General features: G+C 64.2%; 14 protein-coding genes. 7 read left to right on the top strand and 7 right to left on the bottom strand.

All coding sequences use genetic code 11. From position 1 onward, the window contains the following. Positions 1 to 3: 3 nt before the first annotated feature. A complete protein-coding gene (locus LVS58_RS20030) occupies positions 4 to 183 on the bottom strand; it encodes a hypothetical protein (protein WP_233692496.1) in 180 nt (59 codons plus the stop codon). A gap of 114 nt (positions 184 to 297) precedes the next feature. On the opposite strand from LVS58_RS20030, the gene tam reads away from it, so the two are divergent. Next, positions 298 to 1,074, top strand: coding sequence for a trans-aconitate 2-methyltransferase (tam, locus tag LVS58_RS20025; RefSeq protein WP_233692495.1), 777 nt, complete (start codon positions 298 to 300; stop codon positions 1,072 to 1,074). Here the strand turns inward: tam and LVS58_RS20020 are convergent. Together LVS58_RS20020 and LVS58_RS20015 are read right to left on the bottom strand one after the other, a co-directional pair. Further along, entirely contained in the window at positions 1,064 to 1,435 is a 372-nt protein-coding gene (locus LVS58_RS20020) for a DUF2784 domain-containing protein (protein ID WP_233692494.1), read from the bottom strand. The genes tam and LVS58_RS20020 overlap by 11 nt on opposite strands. Positions 1,436 to 1,529: 94 nt before the next feature. Then, positions 1,530 to 2,399: a LysR substrate-binding domain-containing protein gene (locus tag LVS58_RS20015; RefSeq protein WP_233692493.1), complete on the bottom strand. Its 870-nt coding sequence runs from the start codon at positions 2,397 to 2,399 to the stop codon at positions 1,530 to 1,532. A gap of 243 nt (positions 2,400 to 2,642) precedes the next feature. Here LVS58_RS20015 and LVS58_RS20010 point away from each other — a divergent pair, with 243 nt between their 5' ends. From LVS58_RS20010 to LVS58_RS19990, 5 genes are all read left to right on the top strand, one after another. Continuing rightward, positions 2,643 to 3,959: an MFS transporter gene (locus LVS58_RS20010; protein WP_233692492.1), complete on the top strand. Its 1,317-nt coding sequence runs from the start codon at positions 2,643 to 2,645 to the stop codon at positions 3,957 to 3,959. A 14-nt stretch (positions 3,960 to 3,973) separates the two neighbouring features. Further along, complete coding sequence (locus LVS58_RS20005) at positions 3,974 to 5,365, top strand: FAD-dependent oxidoreductase (RefSeq protein WP_233692491.1); 1,392 nt, start codon at positions 3,974 to 3,976, stop codon at positions 5,363 to 5,365. 96 nt (positions 5,366 to 5,461) lie between these two features. Beyond that, a complete protein-coding gene (locus LVS58_RS20000; RefSeq protein WP_233692520.1) occupies positions 5,462 to 6,175 on the top strand; it encodes a YebC/PmpR family DNA-binding transcriptional regulator in 714 nt (237 codons plus the stop codon). A gap of 137 nt (positions 6,176 to 6,312) precedes the next feature. Next, complete coding sequence (locus LVS58_RS19995; RefSeq protein WP_233692490.1) at positions 6,313 to 7,257, top strand: LysR family transcriptional regulator; 945 nt, start codon at positions 6,313 to 6,315, stop codon at positions 7,255 to 7,257. 153 nt (positions 7,258 to 7,410) lie between these two features. Then, positions 7,411 to 8,823 carry a DOPA decarboxylase gene (locus LVS58_RS19990; RefSeq protein ID WP_233692489.1) on the top strand — a complete coding sequence of 471 codons (1,413 nt, stop codon included), beginning with the start codon at positions 7,411 to 7,413 and terminating at the stop codon, positions 8,821 to 8,823. Positions 8,824 to 8,936: 113 nt separating this feature from the next. Here LVS58_RS19990 and LVS58_RS19985 read toward each other — a convergent pair whose 3' ends face one another. Next, positions 8,937 to 10,310, bottom strand: coding sequence for an MFS transporter (locus tag LVS58_RS19985; RefSeq protein WP_233692488.1), 1,374 nt, complete (start codon positions 10,308 to 10,310; stop codon positions 8,937 to 8,939). A gap of 289 nt (positions 10,311 to 10,599) precedes the next feature. Here LVS58_RS19985 and quiC point away from each other — a divergent pair, with 289 nt between their 5' ends. Continuing rightward, the gene (gene quiC / locus LVS58_RS19980; RefSeq protein WP_233692487.1) at positions 10,600 to 12,507 is read left to right on the top strand and encodes a 3-dehydroshikimate dehydratase QuiC; all 1,908 of its coding nucleotides are present in this window, start codon (positions 10,600 to 10,602) and stop codon (positions 12,505 to 12,507) included. 68 nt (positions 12,508 to 12,575) lie between these two features. Here quiC and LVS58_RS19975 read toward each other — a convergent pair whose 3' ends face one another. The 3 genes from LVS58_RS19975 to LVS58_RS19965 are packed head-to-tail and all read right to left on the bottom strand — an operon-like array spanning position 12,576 to position 15,489. Next, positions 12,576 to 13,244: a class I SAM-dependent methyltransferase gene (locus LVS58_RS19975; protein ID WP_233692486.1), complete on the bottom strand. Its 669-nt coding sequence runs from the start codon at positions 13,242 to 13,244 to the stop codon at positions 12,576 to 12,578. Positions 13,245 to 13,255: 11 nt separating this feature from the next. Next, the gene (gene chrA / locus LVS58_RS19970) at positions 13,256 to 14,608 is read right to left on the bottom strand and encodes a chromate efflux transporter (RefSeq protein WP_233692485.1); all 1,353 of its coding nucleotides are present in this window, start codon (positions 14,606 to 14,608) and stop codon (positions 13,256 to 13,258) included. A 17-nt stretch (positions 14,609 to 14,625) separates the two neighbouring features. Then, positions 14,626 to 15,489 (bottom strand): GGDEF domain-containing protein, encoded by an 864-nt coding sequence (locus LVS58_RS19965; RefSeq protein WP_233692484.1) that lies wholly within the window; start codon positions 15,487 to 15,489, stop codon positions 14,626 to 14,628. Positions 15,490 to 15,543 lie beyond the last annotated feature (54 nt).

Here is a 15,543-nt window from a genome sequence, read left to right as displayed (position 1 = left end):
GCGTCACTCGCGTCTGGAAACGGCCGGCTCCCTTGGGGACCCGGCCGTTTCGCGTTGTTGGGCCTGGGGTTTTTCTGCGGGCATGTGGAAACGCTGGTTCATCCACGGTGAACCGAGCAGGGCGGCCGCGGCGATCAGGGCCAGGATGGCCAGGGCGATGTAGGTCTTTAGGGGTGTGCGCATGGAAGGAATGACTTCAAGCACAGGTGATCAGTTCCGGCGTAATCCTTTCGTAACCGTCCCGCTGGGCGACAGATGGCATATGCTAGGCACATAACCCGCCTAAAGGAGCCGCACATGGCCTGGTCCGCCAACCAGTATTCCCTGTTCGAAGACGAACGCACGCGCGCCGTACGAGACCTGATTGCCGCCATCCCGCCACGGCCGGTGCGCCACGCCACCGACCTGGGGTGCGGCCCCGGCAACTCGACCGAAGTGCTGCTGCAACGTTACCCCGATGCCCAGGTGACGGCACTGGACAGCGACCCGGACATGATCGACAAGGCCCGTGAGCGCAAGCGGCTGTGCATCCCGCGTGTGCGCACGGTCGTTGCCGACATTGCCGGCTGGACTGCCCCCGAGCCGCAGGACCTGATCCTGGCCAATGCCTCGCTGCAATGGGTACCTGACCACGCCTTGCTGTATCCGCACCTGGTGCGCCAGCTCAGCGAAGGCGCCAGCCTGGCCGTGCAGACCCCGGACAACCTCGACGAACCGGCCCACCGGCAGTTGCGCGAGATCGCAAACCAAGGCCCTTGGGCGGCGAAGTTCACCGACTTCAAGCTGCCGCCACGGCACAATGCGGCGTTCTACTACGATTTGCTCAGCCCGCTGTGCACACGGGTGGACGTGTGGCGCACCACCTACCATCACCCGTTGATGGAGGGCGCCGAAGCGGTGGTGGAATGGTTCAAGGGGTCGGCGTTGCGGCCTTATCTGGCCAGGCTCGATGAGCAGGAGCAGGCTGACTTCCTGCAGATGTACCAGCAGGCCATGCAGCGCGACTATCCGCCGGCCTCTGATGGCAAGGTCCTGTTGCCCTTCCCGCGGTTGTTCGTGATCGCTACCCGCTAGGGCGGCGCCAGCGGCAGGCCACGTAGCTGTAGATGCCAAGGTTCAGCACCAGCACGACGGTGCCCAGCAGCAGCTGGATGTGCGGGGTCAGGCCGGCGGGGTAGACCAGTGGCCAGACGTAGTGCTCGACGAAACCGCCCTGGTAACCTGCGTTACCGGCGGCATTACGCATGCGGTTTTCCCAGGTGGTGAGCGGGCAGTCCAGGTGCAGATATTCCACCCCCAGGCCCCAGGCCAGGGCCGGCAGGTGCAGCAATAAGGCAGGGCGCCAGCGCAGCACCAGCAGCCCGCCGAACAGCACCAGCAGGATGAAGGCCAGGTGCAGCAGCACCAAGGTGTCGGCGGCAAGGCGGTAGAGCATGGGTGAATGCCCGGGGATTGGGGTTATCCCAGCATAGTCGGGTTGCCTGATCTGGCCCCTTCGCGGGCGAGCCCGCGAAAAGGCCAGCACAGGCCTACACCCCTTCCTCGACCATCTGCAGGAAAGTCGCCACCACCCGGCGTGTACGCTGCTCGCTCAGGCACACCAGGGTCTCGGTCAAATGCCGCTGGCAATCGACAATCGGCAACGCACACACACGCGCATCGGCGCCGAACTCCGCCGCCGACACCACGCCCACACCAATCCCTACCACCACCGCTTCACGCGCCGCTTCCCGGCCCTCCACCTGGATCGCTGCGCGTATCCGCAGGCCGGCACGTTGCATCTCTTCTTCCAGCGTTTGCCGCGTTACCGAGCCGGGCTCGCGCAGCACCAGTGGCGTGTCGTCCAGGTCGGCCAGGCTGATCGAGCCACGGCTGGCCCATGGGTGGTGGTGGGAAACGAACGCCACCATCGGGTCACGACGCAGCGGCAGGCAATGCAGGCGCTCATCGTCGACATCCCGGCCCAGCAGGGCCAGGTCGGCCTGATAGCTGAACAGCCGCGCCAGCGATTCGTCGGTATTGCCCGTTTCGACCTTCACCTGAATGCCCGGATACCGCTGGCAGAAGCGGGCGATCTGCGGCAGCACATGCACCGGCGCATCCACTGCCAGCACCAGGCTGCCGGTGTGAAGCGCCCGTGAGTCGTGCAGCAGCTCCTGTGCCTCGGCCTCGCAGGCGAACAGGCGCTGGCTGATGCCCAGCAGCCGCTCGCCCAGGTCGGTGAGCTGCACCGAGCGTTTGTTGCGGTGGAACAGCAATACGCCGAAGCGCTCCTCCAGTTTGCGCACCTGGTCGGACACCGCAGGCTGGGTAAGAAACAGCTTTTCTGCGGCGCGGGTGAAGCTGCCGTGCACGGCCACCGCGTGGAAAGCCTTGAGTTGGGCGTGTGAAACCGACATGTCGACCTCAGTAACAAGCTGGGCTTATGTGTGTAATACGATAAATCGATTTTATTTATCTTTCAGCAACTGTTTCCATGGATGTCAGCCCGACGCTGGCACCACGAATGCCGCCAGGGCCATGGCGCTCACACGGCGCCACCTGACCCGATGACAGCCTCGTCATCGCTGTGCGTAACACAAGAACAAGACAGGCGTTTCTTCACATTCTGCCGGCACACTTGAGCAAGAGGTCAGACTCACATGAACCAATCCCTAGCCGCGTTCAAACGCTGGCGCATCCAGATTTTCGCCATCACCTGGCTGGCGTACGCCGCCTTCTACTTCACCCGCAAAGCCTTCTCGGTGGCCAAACTGGGCATCGCCGAAGACCCAGGCTTCATGCTCGACAAGGCCGCCATGGCCAACCTGGACGCCATCTACCTGGCCGCCTATGCCGTGGGCCAATTCACCTGGGGCATGCTTGCCGACCGTTTCGGCCCGCGGGTGGTCGTGCTGGGCGGGTTGCTGATTTCTGCGGCGGCGGCCGTGGTGATGGGCAGTTACGCAACCTTCCCGATCTTCGCCACCTGCATGCTGGTACAGGGCCTGGCGCAATCCACCGGCTGGGCCGGCTTGTGCAAGAACATCGGCAGCTTCTTCCCGGCTTCGCAGCGCGGGCGGGTGCTGGGCCTGTGGAGCTCCTGCTATGCCTTCGGCGGCCTGGTGGCCTCGCCGTTCGCGGGCTGGTGGGCCTACACCCTGGTGGGCACCTGGCATGCGGCGTTCTTCTCCAGCGCGGTCGTGGTGGCGCTGGTGGCGGTGTTGTTCTTTTTCCTGCAGCGCAACAAACCCGAGGACGTCGGTTTGCCGGCGGTTGAGCCCGAGCCGCAAAGCATGGCCCCAGGCGACAACCTGTGCAGCGTGTGGGCGCCACTGAGGGAGATCTTGCGCAACCGCACGGTGTTGACCCTGGGCCTGGCGTACTTCCTGCTGAAGCCGGCGCGCTACGCCATCTTGCTGTGGGGCCCTGTGATCGTCTTCGAGCAGATGCCCTCGGTGGGCAAGGTGGGCGCGGCAATCATCCCGACTGCTTTCGAACTGGCCGGGCTGCTTGGCCCGATCATGATCGGCCTGGCCTCCGACAAACTGTTTGGCGCCCGGCGCATGCCGGCCTGCGTGATCAGCCTGGTGCTGCTGACCGTGACACTGGCGGCGTTCATGGCGGCCATGCACACCGGCAGTGTGCTGCTGGTGGTGGCCCTGCTGTTCTTTATGGGCCTGACCCTGTACGGGCCGGACTCGATGATCAGCGGCGCTGCCGCCATCGACTTCGGCACCGCCAAGGCCGGCGCCACCGCAGCAGGTTTCGTCAACGGTTGTGGCTCGGTGGGCGCGGTGCTGGGTGGGCTGCTGCCGGGTTACTTCGACGGCGTCACGGTGTTCATCGTGTTCGCTGGCTGCGCGCTGTTCTCGGCGCTGGTGTTGCTGCCGCACTGGAACAGCCGCCCGGCCAGCAGTGCGCAAGGCACCGACGTAGCACCGAACACCAGCATGGCAATCAAACCACTGCGTACTTAAAGGAAAGCGAGCGAATGAGACCCTTCTGGCTGCAACAGGCCCTGGATTCGGCGCAGGAGGCGGTATGCCCGCCGCTGCAAGGCGATACCCGTTGCGATGTGTGCATTGTCGGCGGCGGCTACACCGGCCTGTGGACGGCACTGATGCTCAAGGAAGCGGTACCGGCCCTGGATGTGGTGCTGATCGAGGCCGACATCTGCGGTGCCGGTGCCAGCGGCCGCAATGGGGGTTGTGCGTTGTCCTGGTCGGCCAAGTATTTCACCCTCGAACGCCTATTCGGGGGGGAGGAGGCGGTGCGGCTGGTGCGCGAGTCGGAGCGCAGCATCGCAGACATCGGTGCGTTCTGCGCGGCCAATGGTATCGACTGCGACTACCGCCTGGACGGCACGCTGTACACGGCCACCAACGCAGCGCAGGTCGGTGCCACCGACGCGGTGATCGCCGCGCTGGAGCACAAGGGCATCAACTCGTTCCGCCGCTTGCCGCTGGAGCAGGTGCAGCGCCTGGCCGGTTCGGCACGGCACCTTGAAGGCTGGTTCTCGCCGGCTGCCGCCACCGTGCAGCCTGGCAAACTGGTGCGCGGTCTGCGCCGCGTGGCCTTGCAGCGCGGCGTGCGCATCTACGAAGGCACCGCCATGACCGGCCTGGAGCACGGTGCCCCGGTGCAGGTACGTACGGCCCACGGCACGCTGCGCGCCGACCGTGTAGTGCTGGGCCTCAATGCCTGGATGGCGCGTGTCTTCCCGCAGTTCGAGCGCAGTGTGGCGATCGTTTCCAGCGACATGGTCATTACCGAACCGTGCCCCGAACTGCTGCGCCAGATCGGCTTGGACAGTGGGATCAGCGTGCTCGACTCGCGTATTTTCGTGCACTACTACCACAACACCTCCGATGGCCGGCTGATGCTCGGCAAGGGCGGCAACACGTTTGCCTATGGCGGGCGCATGCTGCCGGTATTCGACCAGCCGTCGCCGTATCGGCGGTTGCTGCGCGAAAGCCTTGGCGACTTTTTCCCGGCGTTGGCCGAGGTGCCGCTGGCGGCCAGCTGGAACGGGCCGTCGGATCGCTCGGTGACCGGCCTGCCGTTTTTTGGTCGGCTGGACGGGCAGGGCAACGTTTTCTACGGCTTTGGTTACTCCGGCAGCGGTGTTGGCCCGTGCCACATGGGCGGGCAGATTCTTTCGTCGCTGGCGCTGGGGCTGGACAACCCGTGGACCCGGTCGCCACTGGTCAAAGGGCCACTGGGGCTGTTCCCGCCCGAGCCGATCCGCTACCTGGGCTCGCTGGTGGTGCGCAATGCCATCCGGCGCAAGGAGCAGGCCGAAGATCGTGGTTTGCGCCCACGAAGGCTGGATGTGCGGTTGGCGCGGTTTGCCGCGGCGGCGGGCAAAGCCGATAAAGGCTGATGAGATTTCTTGTCGATCCCATGCTCGAGGGCGTATAAAATGCACCCACTTTTGGCCGGTCGCTTCCTGAACCGGCCGCTGAAACAGAGAGTCGACATGGGCGCACAGTGGAAAGCCAAACATAGAGAAACAGCGGCCAATGCCAAAGGCAAGATCATGGGCAAGCTGTCCAAGGAAATCCAGATCGCGGCCAAGTCGGGTGCCGATCCCGACATGAACCCGCGCCTGCGCCTGGCCATCGTGCAAGCCAAGAAAGCGTCGATGACCCGCGAGACGCTGGATCGGGCAATCCGCAAGGGTGCTGGCCTGGACGGTGATGCCGTGCAATATCATGCGGTGAGCTATGAAGGTTTCGCACCGCACCAGGTACCGCTGATCGTCGAGTGCCTGACCGACAACATCAACCGCACCGTCGCGCAGATCCGCGTGCTGTTCCGCAAGGGCCAGCTGGGTGCCAGCGGTTCGGTAGCGTGGGACTTCAACCATGTAGGCCTGATCGAAGCCACGCCTGCGAGCGCTGACGCTGATCCGGAAATGGCAGCGATCGAAGCCGGTGCCCAGGACTTCGAGGAAGGTGAAGAAGAGGGCTCGACCCTGTTCATCACCGATACCACCGACCTGGACGCGGTGCAGAAGGCCCTGCCAGACCATGGTTTCACCGTGACCGCGGCGAAAATCGGCTACACCCCTAAAAACCCGGTGAGCGCGGCCAGCCTGAGTGCTGAAGCGTTGGCGGAGGTTGAAGCGTTTCTTGAAGCGATCGACGAGCACGATGACGTGCAGAACGTCTATGTTGGCCTGACCGCGTAACCGTCCGGGCCGCGCTGCGGCCTGTTCGCGGGCAAGCCCGCTCCCACTGCTTTTTCACGATGCTGAACTGTGTAAGAACCCTGTGGGGGTGGGCTTGCCCGCGAACAGGCCCTTGAATTCCATCGCAGGGAGCCTGCATGAACCCCACCTTCGCCTCCCTCAGCCTCGCCCACCTGCGTACCCTCGACCACCTGTTGCAGCTTAAAAACCTCAGCCACGCGGCCGAGCGCCTGGGTGTCAGCCAATCGGCCCTGAGCCGCCAGTTGGCCCACCTGCGCGAAGCCTTCGATGATCCGTTGCTGGTGCGCCAGGGGCGTGGTTATGTGCTTAGCGAACATGCCGAAGCCCTGGTCGAGCCTTTGCGCCAAGTGCTCGAAGAACTGCACGCGCTGCGCCAGCCCGCCATCTTCGATCCGGCGCGTTGCGAGCGGCGGTTCTGCCTGGCCGCTTCGGACTATGTCGCCGAGCACATGCTGCCGCTGCTGGTGGCGGCGCTGGAGCGCGAAGCGCCAGGGGTATCGCTGGAGTACCGCACCTGGCAGGCCGGCCAGTACGCCTTGCTGGCCAGCGGAGAAATCGATCTGGCGACCACCTTGTTCGACGAGTCGCCGCCCAACCTGCACGGACGGCTGCTGGGTGAGGACCGCGCGGTGTGTCTGATGCGCCAGGATCACCCGCTGGCCGCGCAGGCCGCGCTCAGCCAGGCCGACTACCTGGCTCACAAGCATGTGCGCATTTCGGGCGGTGGCGACAAGGACAGCTTCATCGACCGGCACCTGCGTGCACAAGGCCTGCAGCGGCGGGTCAGCCTGGAAGTGCCGTTTTTCTGCGCCACGGTAAAAGTGATTGCCAACAGTCAGGCAGTGGCCACGGTCCCCGAGCACATCGCCCGGCAGCTGAGCCGTTTGCATGACCTGGCCTGGCGGCCACTGGGCTTCATCGACCACAGCCAGCGCTACTGGGTGGTGTGGCACCAGCGCCTGCAGGCCTCGGCCGAGCACCGCTGGTTGCGCAACCGGGTGTTCGAACTGTGGCGCCAGTCCCAGTTCGGTGTGCAGGGCGGGCATGCGGGTTCGCCATAGCAGCTATGCGGGAAGCGGGGTTATTCGGCCGGTGATAGGCGCCTAGACTGGGGGCATTGTGTTGATTGTGCGGCTTCAAGCCCGCGCCTGTAGGCGTGGGTTTACCCACGAAAGGGCCAACACAGGCAATGGATAACCCCCAGGAGAGCTAGCGTGACCCCCGAACAATTCCGCCAGTACGGCCACCAACTGATCGACCTGATTGCCGACTACCGCCAGACCGTGGGCGAACGCCCGGTCATGGCCCAGGTCGAACCTGGCTATCTCAAGGCCGTCTTGCCCGCAACTGCCCCTCAACAAGGCGAACCTTTCGCGGCCATTCTCGACGACGTCAACAACCTGGTCATGCCCGGCCTGTCGCATTGGCAGCACCCGGACTTCTACGGCTACTTCCCCTCCAACGGCACCCTGTCCTCGGTGCTGGGGGACTTCCTCAGTACCGGTCTGGGCGTGCTGGGCCTGTCATGGCAATCCAGCCCGGCCCTGAGCGAACTGGAAGAAACCACCCTTGACTGGCTGCGCCAATTGCTTGGCCTGTCTGGCCAGTGGAGTGGGGTGATCCAGGACACTGCCTCGACCAGTACCCTGGTGGCGCTGATCAGTGCCCGTGAACGCGCCACTGACTACGCCTTGGTACGCGGCGGCCTGCAGGCCGAAGCCAAGCCTTTGATCGTGTATGTCAGCGCTCATGCTCACAGCTCGGTGGACAAGGCTGCACTACTGGCCGGTTTTGGCCGCGACAATATCCGCCTGATCCCTACCGACGAACGCTACGCCCTGCGCCCAGAGGCACTGCAGGCGGCGATCGAACAGGACCTGGCTGCCGGCAACCAGCCTTGCGCCGTGGTTGCCACCACCGGCACCACGACGACCACTGCCCTCGACCCGCTGCGCCCGGTGGGCGAAATCGCCCAGGCCAATGGGTTGTGGTTGCACGTTGACTCGGCCATGGCCGGTTCGGCGATGATCCTGCCCGAGTGCCGCTGGATGTGGGACGGCATCGAACTGGCCGATTCGGTGGTGGTCAACGCGCACAAATGGCTGGGGGTGGCCTTCGATTGCTCGATCTACTACGTGCGCGATCCGCAGCACCTGATCCGGGTGATGAGCACCAATCCCAGCTACCTGCAGTCGGCAGTGGATGGCGAGGTGAAGAACCTGCGCGATTGGGGTATTCCGCTGGGCCGTCGGTTCCGTGCCTTGAAGCTGTGGTTCATGTTGCGCAGCGAGGGTGTCGACGCATTGCAGGCGCGGCTGCGGCGTGACCTGGATAATGCCCAGTGGCTGGCGGGGCAGGTCGAGGCGGCGGCGGAGTGGGAAGTGCTGGCGCCCGTACAGTTGCAGACCTTGTGCATTCGCCATCGACCGGCGGGGCTTGAAGGGGATGCGCTGGATGCGCATACCAGGGGCTGGGCCGAGCGGCTCAATGCGTCCGGCGATGCGTATGTGACGCCGGCTACATTGGACGGGCGATGGATGGTGCGGGTTTCGATTGGTGCGCTGCCGACCGAGCGGGGGGATGTGCAGCGGCTGTGGGCACGTCTGCAGGACGTGGTCAAAGGCTGAACCCTTCGCGGGCAAGCCCGCTCTCACAGGCGCGCATCAGGGTGCAAGCCTGTACGGTACCTGTGGGAGCGGGCTTGCCCGCGAAGGGGCTGCAAAGCAGCCCCTGCAATCTCTCAGTGACTCACTGCCTGAAAGCTACCTTTACGGCTGGCTTCATAGGCTGTCTTTTCCATCGGCTTGGCGTCTGGGTTGCCCAGGTCTTCCATCGTCAGGCGGTGGGTTTCCGGGGCAATGTAGGCCGCCAGGGCACATACGCCGGTGATGAAGAAGGCCAGCCCACCGACGACCAGCGGAATGTTGTCCGAGCCGGGTGGGGCAACCATTGCGAACAGCGCGGGCAGCATGGCGGTCAGCATGGTGCCGATGTTTTGCGCGATGGCCATGGCCGTAACGCGGTAGCGGGTGTGGAACAGCTCTGGGTAGAAGCTTGGAAACACCGCGTTGTAGCCCTGGTAGACCATGCCCCACATGACGATCGAGGCGGCGAACGCCATTGGCACGTTCTGGATGCTGATCGCATACAGGTAGACGAAGGCCAGCAGGCCAGAGCCCAGGCAACCGGCGATCATGGTCGGGCGACGGCCAATCTTGTCCGACAGGTTGCCCACGAACGGGATCACCAGCACCGCGACGATGTTGCCGACCACCGGAATCCACAGGTACACGCTCTTGTCGAAGCCGATGCCATACGCCGGCTGCACTGCGTAGGCCGCACCGAAGATGGTGGCCACCACCGGGATCACGTTCATCAGGGCCATGAACATCACCAGCACCATGTGCTTCCAGCTGTGACGGAAGGCTTCGCTGATGGGCGACTTGGCAACCTTGTCCTGCTTCTCTTCGTTCACGAACGCCGGGGTTTCATGCACTTCCTTGCGGATGATGAAGCCTGCGATCAGTACGATGGCGCTCATCAGGAACGGAATGCGCCAGCCCCATTCGGTGAAGGCTTCGCTAGGCATGAAGTAGGCCAGTGGCAGGAACACCGCCGCTGCCAGCACTTGGCCGGCTTGCACACCTTGCAGGGTGAAGCTGGCGTAGTAGCCTCTTCGACCGAACGGCGCATGCTCCATGATCATGGAACTGGCCCCGGAAATTTCCCCGGCCACGGCAAAGCCCTGGATCAGACGCAGCACAACCAGCAAGGCCGGTGCGAGGTAGCCGATGTCGTGGTAGGTGGGCAGCAGGCCTACCGCCATGGTCGAAAGGCCCATCAGGAACATGCACAGCAGCAGTACGTTCTTGCGACCGCGGGTGTCACCCCAGTGGCCCAATACGAAGGCGCCGATCGGGCGTGCCAGGTAGCCCACGCCATAGGTGGCCAACGAGGCAATGATGGCCATTTTCGGGTCGGTGTTGGGGAAGAAGATCTGCGGGAAAATCAGCGCAGCGGCTTGGGCGTAGATGAAGAAGTCGTAGTACTCGAGTGCCGAGCCTATCCATCCACTGGCGGTCGCTTTCTTTGCTTGCGAGCTGGAGTGAGCCATCGTTGTCTCCGTTGTTATTGTTGTTTGCGCAGGTTCCGCCAGAGGGTATGCCAAGGCAGGAGGCAACGGTCGGTGTGCCTGCGTCTGTGGTCCATGTTGACCACGGGCCCGCGGTCTCGCAATTCGCTAGAACGGGTTTTGTGCGATAATCGAACGCAAAACTAACCATTCCGTACAAAGAGATTGAAGCGACGACTTTACCTGCGAATAATCGATCGTGCCATAAACTGTGACAGGGGTTTTTTGCCCGAATGGCACCGTATTCCCCCAACAACAAGGAACTCCCGCCATGCAGCGTTCGATCGCTACCGTGTCCTTGAGCGGCACTCTGCCGGAAAAGCTCGAAGCCATCGCCGCCGCCGGTTTTGACGGCGTCGAGATCTTCGAAAATGATCTGCTCTATTACGCTGGCAGCCCGCGCCAGGTGCGCCAGATGTGCGCCGACCTGGGCATTGCCATCACCTTGTTCCAGCCTTTCCGCGACTTTGAAGGCTGCCGCCGAGACCGCCTGCAGAAAAACCTCGACCGCGCCGAACGCAAGTTCGACCTGATGCAGGAGTTGGGTACCGACCTGGTGTTGGTGTGCAGCAACGTTCAGGCCGATGCCCTGGGCGACGAGCAAGTGTTGGTCGACGACCTGCGCCTGCTGGGCGAGCATGCCGGCAAGCGTGGCCTGCGCATTGGTTACGAAGCGCTGGCCTGGGGCCGCCACGTCAACACTTACCAGCAAGTGTGGAACCTGGTGCGCCAGGCCGACCACCCGGCACTTGGGGTGATTCTCGACAGCTTCCACACCTTGTCGCTCAAAGGTGACCCAAGCGCGATCCGCGACATTCCCGGCGACAAGATCTTCTTCGTGCAAATGGCCGATGCGCCGATCCTGGCCATGGATGTGCTGGAGTGGAGCCGCCACTTTCGCTGCTTCCCGGGGCAGGGCGAAATGGACATGGCCGGTTTCCTGGCGCCGATCCTCGCCACGGGTTACCGTGGCCCGCTGTCGCTGGAAATTTTCAATGACGGCTTCCGCGCCGCACCGACCCGGCAGAATGCCGCTGACGGCCTGCGTTCGCTGCTGTACCTCGAAGAGCAGACCCGCTTGCGCCTGGAGCAGGAAAACACGCCGATCGAGCCTGGCGTACTGTTCACCCCGCCGCCGGCCAGTGCTTATGACGGCGTGGAGTTCCTGGAGTTCGCGGTCGACGAAGCGGTCGGCGCGCGCCTGGGCAACTGGTTGAAGCGCCTGGGTTTTGCCGAAGCCGGCAAGCACCGCAGCAAGGAAGTGCAACTGCTGCGCCAGGGTGATATCAACATTGTGCTGAACGCTGAACCGTATTCCTTCGGTCACAACTTCTTCGAGGCCCATGGCCCGTCGCTGTGCGCCACTGCGCTGCGGGTCAAGGACCCGCAAGCGGCCCTGAAGCGGGCCACCGCCTTCCGTGGCCAGCCGTTCCGCGGCCTGGTCGGCCCCAACGAATGCGAAGTGCCGGCGGTGCGTGCGCCCGATGGCAGCCTGCTGTACCTGGTGGAGCAGGGCACTGCCGGCCACACCCTGTACGACACCGACTTCAGCCTGGACACCAACGCGGCCGCTACCGGCGGCCTGCGCCGCATCGACCACATGGCCCTGGCCCTGCCGGCCGAGTCGCTGGACAGCTGGGTGCTGTTCTACAAGAGTTTGTTCGACTTCGCCGCCGACGACGAAGTGGTGCTGCCCGACCCGTATGGCCTGGTCAAGAGCCGCGCCCTGCGCAGCCAGTGCGGCACCTTGCGCCTGCCGCTGAACATCTCGGAAAACCGCAACACCGCCATCGCTCACGCGCTGTCAAGCTACCGTGGTTCCGGCGTGCATCACGTCGCCTTTGATTGTGACGATATCTTCGGCGAAGTGGCACGGGCCAAGCTGGCAGGGGTGCCGCTGCTGGAAATCCCGCTGAACTACTACGACGACCTGGCGGCGCGGTTCGATTTCGACGACGAGTTCCTCAGCGAACTGGCGTATTACAACGTGCTGTACGACCGCGACGCCCAGGGTGGCGAGCTGTTCCATGTGTACACCGAACCGTTTGAAGAGCGCTTCTTCTTCGAAATCATCCAGCGCAAGGGTGGCTATACCGGTTACGGCGCGGCCAACGTCGCGGTGCGCCTGGCAGCCATGGCCAAGGCCCGCAGCGGCGCGGCGCGCAAGCCGGTCCTGTAGTCGTCTGCTCCGGCCTGTCATGTGGGAGCGGGGTGAACCCTGCTTCCACAGGGTTATTACGGCCCGATTCAGTGACGCTCAGCCACCATCAACAACGACTGCGGCACCGCGCTCTGCGGGTGCTGCGGTTCCTGCAAACCCACCAGTCGCAAGCCCGCCATATCCAGCGCATTCAGCCAGCTGGCCAGGGTGCGGAAATACCAAGGCATCGGTTGCCAATCCCCGGCGAACCCGGCAAAAGACTCCTCTCGCCAGCCGTCCTGATAATCCCCGCCGGCCACGCTCCACGGGTGCAGGGTCTGGATCACCAGCGCACCGGCTGGCACCAGCAAAGTCCGCATTGCCGACAACAGTTCAATGATGTCCTGCTGCAACAGCGCGAAGTTGGCGCAGATCAGGTCATAGTCCTTGCCAACATGCACCTTCGCCTCAGCCAACTGCGCATAGCTGGCCAGGTGCACCTCACCCGCGCCCGCAGCGCGCGCTGCATCCACCAGCGTTCTGTCGCCGTCGACGCCCACGGTCTCGATACCCAGGTCGGCCAGCGCGCGTAGCAGCCAGCCTTCACCGCACCCCAGGTCGAGCACCCGTTCGGGCTGGCGGCCGAGAATGGCCAGCAGGATGGCCTGGTCAGTGACCTGGCGACGGCTCTCGATGGCGCCGTTGCGTACGGCGTCGATCCAGGCCTGGGCGTTATGGTGCCAACTGTCGAGCAAGGCGTCTTCAGGGTTGCGCATGATCGGCTCCATCAGCGTAAAAGGTGAAGGGCCAGGCCGGCAACGGCGCAGCCGATCAACACTTCCATCACCCCGCGCTTGTAGCGGAACAGCGCCACTGCCGCCGCGAGCGCTATCACAGCCGAGGACCCGTGGAACGCGCCATCGAACCCGGCCGGCCACAGCACGTGGTAGCCGAAGAACAGCGCCAGGTTGAGGATCACCCCCACCACCGCGGCAGTGATCCCGGTCAGCGGGGCGGTGAACTTCAGTTCGTTGTGGGTCGACTCCACCAGCGGGCCCCCGGCGAGGATGAACAGGAACGAGGGCAGGAAGGTGAACCAGGTCACCAGGCTCGCCGCCACTGCGCCAGCGAGGAACGCCTGGTGGGCGCCGAACATCGGCTGCAGGTAGCCGCCGACGAAACCGACAAAGGCCACCACCATGATCAGCGGCCCGGGCGTGGTCTCGCCCAGCGCCAGGCCATCGATCATCTGCGTGGGCGACAGCCAGCCATAGTGGCCGACAGCCCCTTGATAGACATAGGGCAGCACCGCATAGGCACCGCCGAAGGTCAGCAGCGCCGCCTTGGTGAAGAACCAGCCCATTTGCGTCAGTGTGCCTTGCCAGCCAAAGGCCGCCATCAGCAGGCCCATGGGCAGAAGCCAAAGCGCTGCACCTGCTAGCAGCAAGGTCACCAGACGGCCCCAGCTGAAGCGGGCGTGCGCGGGTATCGGGGTATCGTCGTCGATCAGCGCCGGGCGCTGGGGTGCCCTGGCTGCGCTGTGGCCACCACCGGGCGCGAACTGTGCCGGCAGCAGCCGGCCACCGACATAACCCAGCAGTGCGGCCGCCAGCACAATCAGCGGGAAGGGGACGTCAAGCGCGAAAATGGCCACGAACGAGGCCGCGGCAATGGCCCATAACCAGCCGTTCTTCAGCGCCCGCGTGCCAATGCGGTGGGCGGCATGCACGACGATGGCGGTCACGGCCGGCTTGATCCCTTCGAAAATCCCGGCGACCACCGGTACTTCACTCCAGGTCAGGTACACCCACGACAGGCCTATCAGGATGAACAGCGACGGGAGCACGAACAGAGCGCCAGCAATCACCCCGCCCCAGGTGCGGTGCATCAGCCAGCCGATGTAGGTGGCCAGTTGCTGGGCCTCGGGCCCGGGCAGCAACATGCAGTAGTTGAGGGCATGCAGGAAACGCCGCTCACTGATCCAGCGGCGCCGCTCCACCAGCTCCTGGTGCATGATCGCAATCTGCCCGGCCGGGCCGCCGAAACTGACGAAGCCCAGCTTCAGCCAGAACAGTAATGCCTGGCCCAGGCCGACCGAGCCGGGTGTTGGCTCGGCAGTGCCTTGCAGGTGTTCAGCCATGCGGTATCCCCTTACCTTCAGCCAGTCGCAGCGCGTTGGCGCTTGATTCGGTACATGTGCCCGTCAGCATGGCGCAGTAGCATGTCGGCATCGTTGCCATCTTCGGGAAAACGGGCCACGCCAATACTGCAGGACGGTGCATCGATGCCGGCAAACTCGGCGTCGAGCGGTTCGGCCATGACCGCGAGAATGTGCTGTACGTGCGTGGCAATGGCCTCCGGCGACGGGCAATCGGGCAACAGCACGGTGAATTCGTCGCCGCCCATCCGCGCTACCATGCCAGCCGCCCCTACGCAGCGTTCCAGGCGGCGGGCCAGCGTGCACAGTACCTGGTCACCCACGCTGTGGCCGTGGTTGTCGTTGATCTGCTTGAAGTCATTGATATCGAGGAACAGCAAGGCCAGCCTGCGGTTGTGACGCCGGGCCGCGGCCAGGGCGGTATCCAGCCGTTCATTGAACATGGCGCGGTTGGCCAGCCGGGTCAGCGGGTCATGATGGGCGAGGAAGCGCAGTTCGTCTTCGGCCTTGCGCTGGGCGGTAACGTCCCGCGCCACGCCGATACGCGCCTGGGCCTCATCGGACCAGCAGGCCGCCCACAGAATGTGCACCACGCTGCCGTCCTTGCGAAGGTAACGGTTGCAAAAGTCGTAATGCGGCTGGCCGTTCATCACCCGCATGATCGAGGCCCGCGTGGCCGCGAGGTCGTCAGGGTGCATGTAGCGGGTGATCGGCGTGCCGATCAGTTCGCAGGCCTGGTAGCCCAGCAGTGTCTTGCAGGCATCACTGACGAAGATGATCTGGTTGTCCCTGTCGACCACGAATACCGTGTCCAGCATCAGGTGGATCAGCCTGGGGTACAACGCTTGCAGGTCTACGGGCATGGTTCAGGGTGTCCGCGGCAGGGTGACCGATCATAGCCTGAAGGAATACGTCGC

It is taken from the genome of Pseudomonas sp. JR33AA (assembly GCF_021378985.1).
GTDB lineage: Bacteria > Pseudomonadota > Gammaproteobacteria > Pseudomonadales > Pseudomonadaceae > Aquipseudomonas > Aquipseudomonas alloputida.
This window is presented reverse-complemented; position numbering and strand designations above follow the sequence as displayed.

Excerpts from the sequence above, each read along its gene's own strand:
- LVS58_RS20030 (WP_233692496.1), bottom strand. The coding sequence starts at position 183 with ATGCGCACACCCCTAAAGACCTACATCGCCCTGGCCATCCTGGCCCTG.
- tam (WP_233692495.1), top strand. The coding sequence starts at position 298 with ATGGCCTGGTCCGCCAACCAGTATTCCCTGTTCGAAGACGAACGCACG.
- LVS58_RS19975 (WP_233692486.1), bottom strand. The coding sequence starts at position 13,244 with ATGCGCAACCCTGAAGACGCCTTGCTCGACAGTTGGCACCATAACGCC.
- LVS58_RS20010 (WP_233692492.1), top strand. The coding sequence starts at position 2,643 with ATGAACCAATCCCTAGCCGCGTTCAAACGCTGGCGCATCCAGATTTTC.
- LVS58_RS20000 (WP_233692520.1), top strand. The coding sequence starts at position 5,462 with ATGGGCGCACAGTGGAAAGCCAAACATAGAGAAACAGCGGCCAATGCC.
- LVS58_RS20005 (WP_233692491.1), top strand. The coding sequence starts at position 3,974 with ATGAGACCCTTCTGGCTGCAACAGGCCCTGGATTCGGCGCAGGAGGCG.
- LVS58_RS20015 (WP_233692493.1), bottom strand. The coding sequence starts at position 2,399 with ATGTCGGTTTCACACGCCCAACTCAAGGCTTTCCACGCGGTGGCCGTG.
- LVS58_RS19965 (WP_233692484.1), bottom strand. The coding sequence starts at position 15,489 with ATGCCCGTAGACCTGCAAGCGTTGTACCCCAGGCTGATCCACCTGATG.
- LVS58_RS20020 (WP_233692494.1), bottom strand. The coding sequence starts at position 1,435 with ATGCTCTACCGCCTTGCCGCCGACACCTTGGTGCTGCTGCACCTGGCC.
- LVS58_RS19995 (WP_233692490.1), top strand. The coding sequence starts at position 6,313 with ATGAACCCCACCTTCGCCTCCCTCAGCCTCGCCCACCTGCGTACCCTC.
- quiC (WP_233692487.1), top strand. The coding sequence starts at position 10,600 with ATGCAGCGTTCGATCGCTACCGTGTCCTTGAGCGGCACTCTGCCGGAA.
- LVS58_RS19985 (WP_233692488.1), bottom strand. The coding sequence starts at position 10,310 with ATGGCTCACTCCAGCTCGCAAGCAAAGAAAGCGACCGCCAGTGGATGG.
- chrA (WP_233692485.1), bottom strand. The coding sequence starts at position 14,608 with ATGGCTGAACACCTGCAAGGCACTGCCGAGCCAACACCCGGCTCGGTC.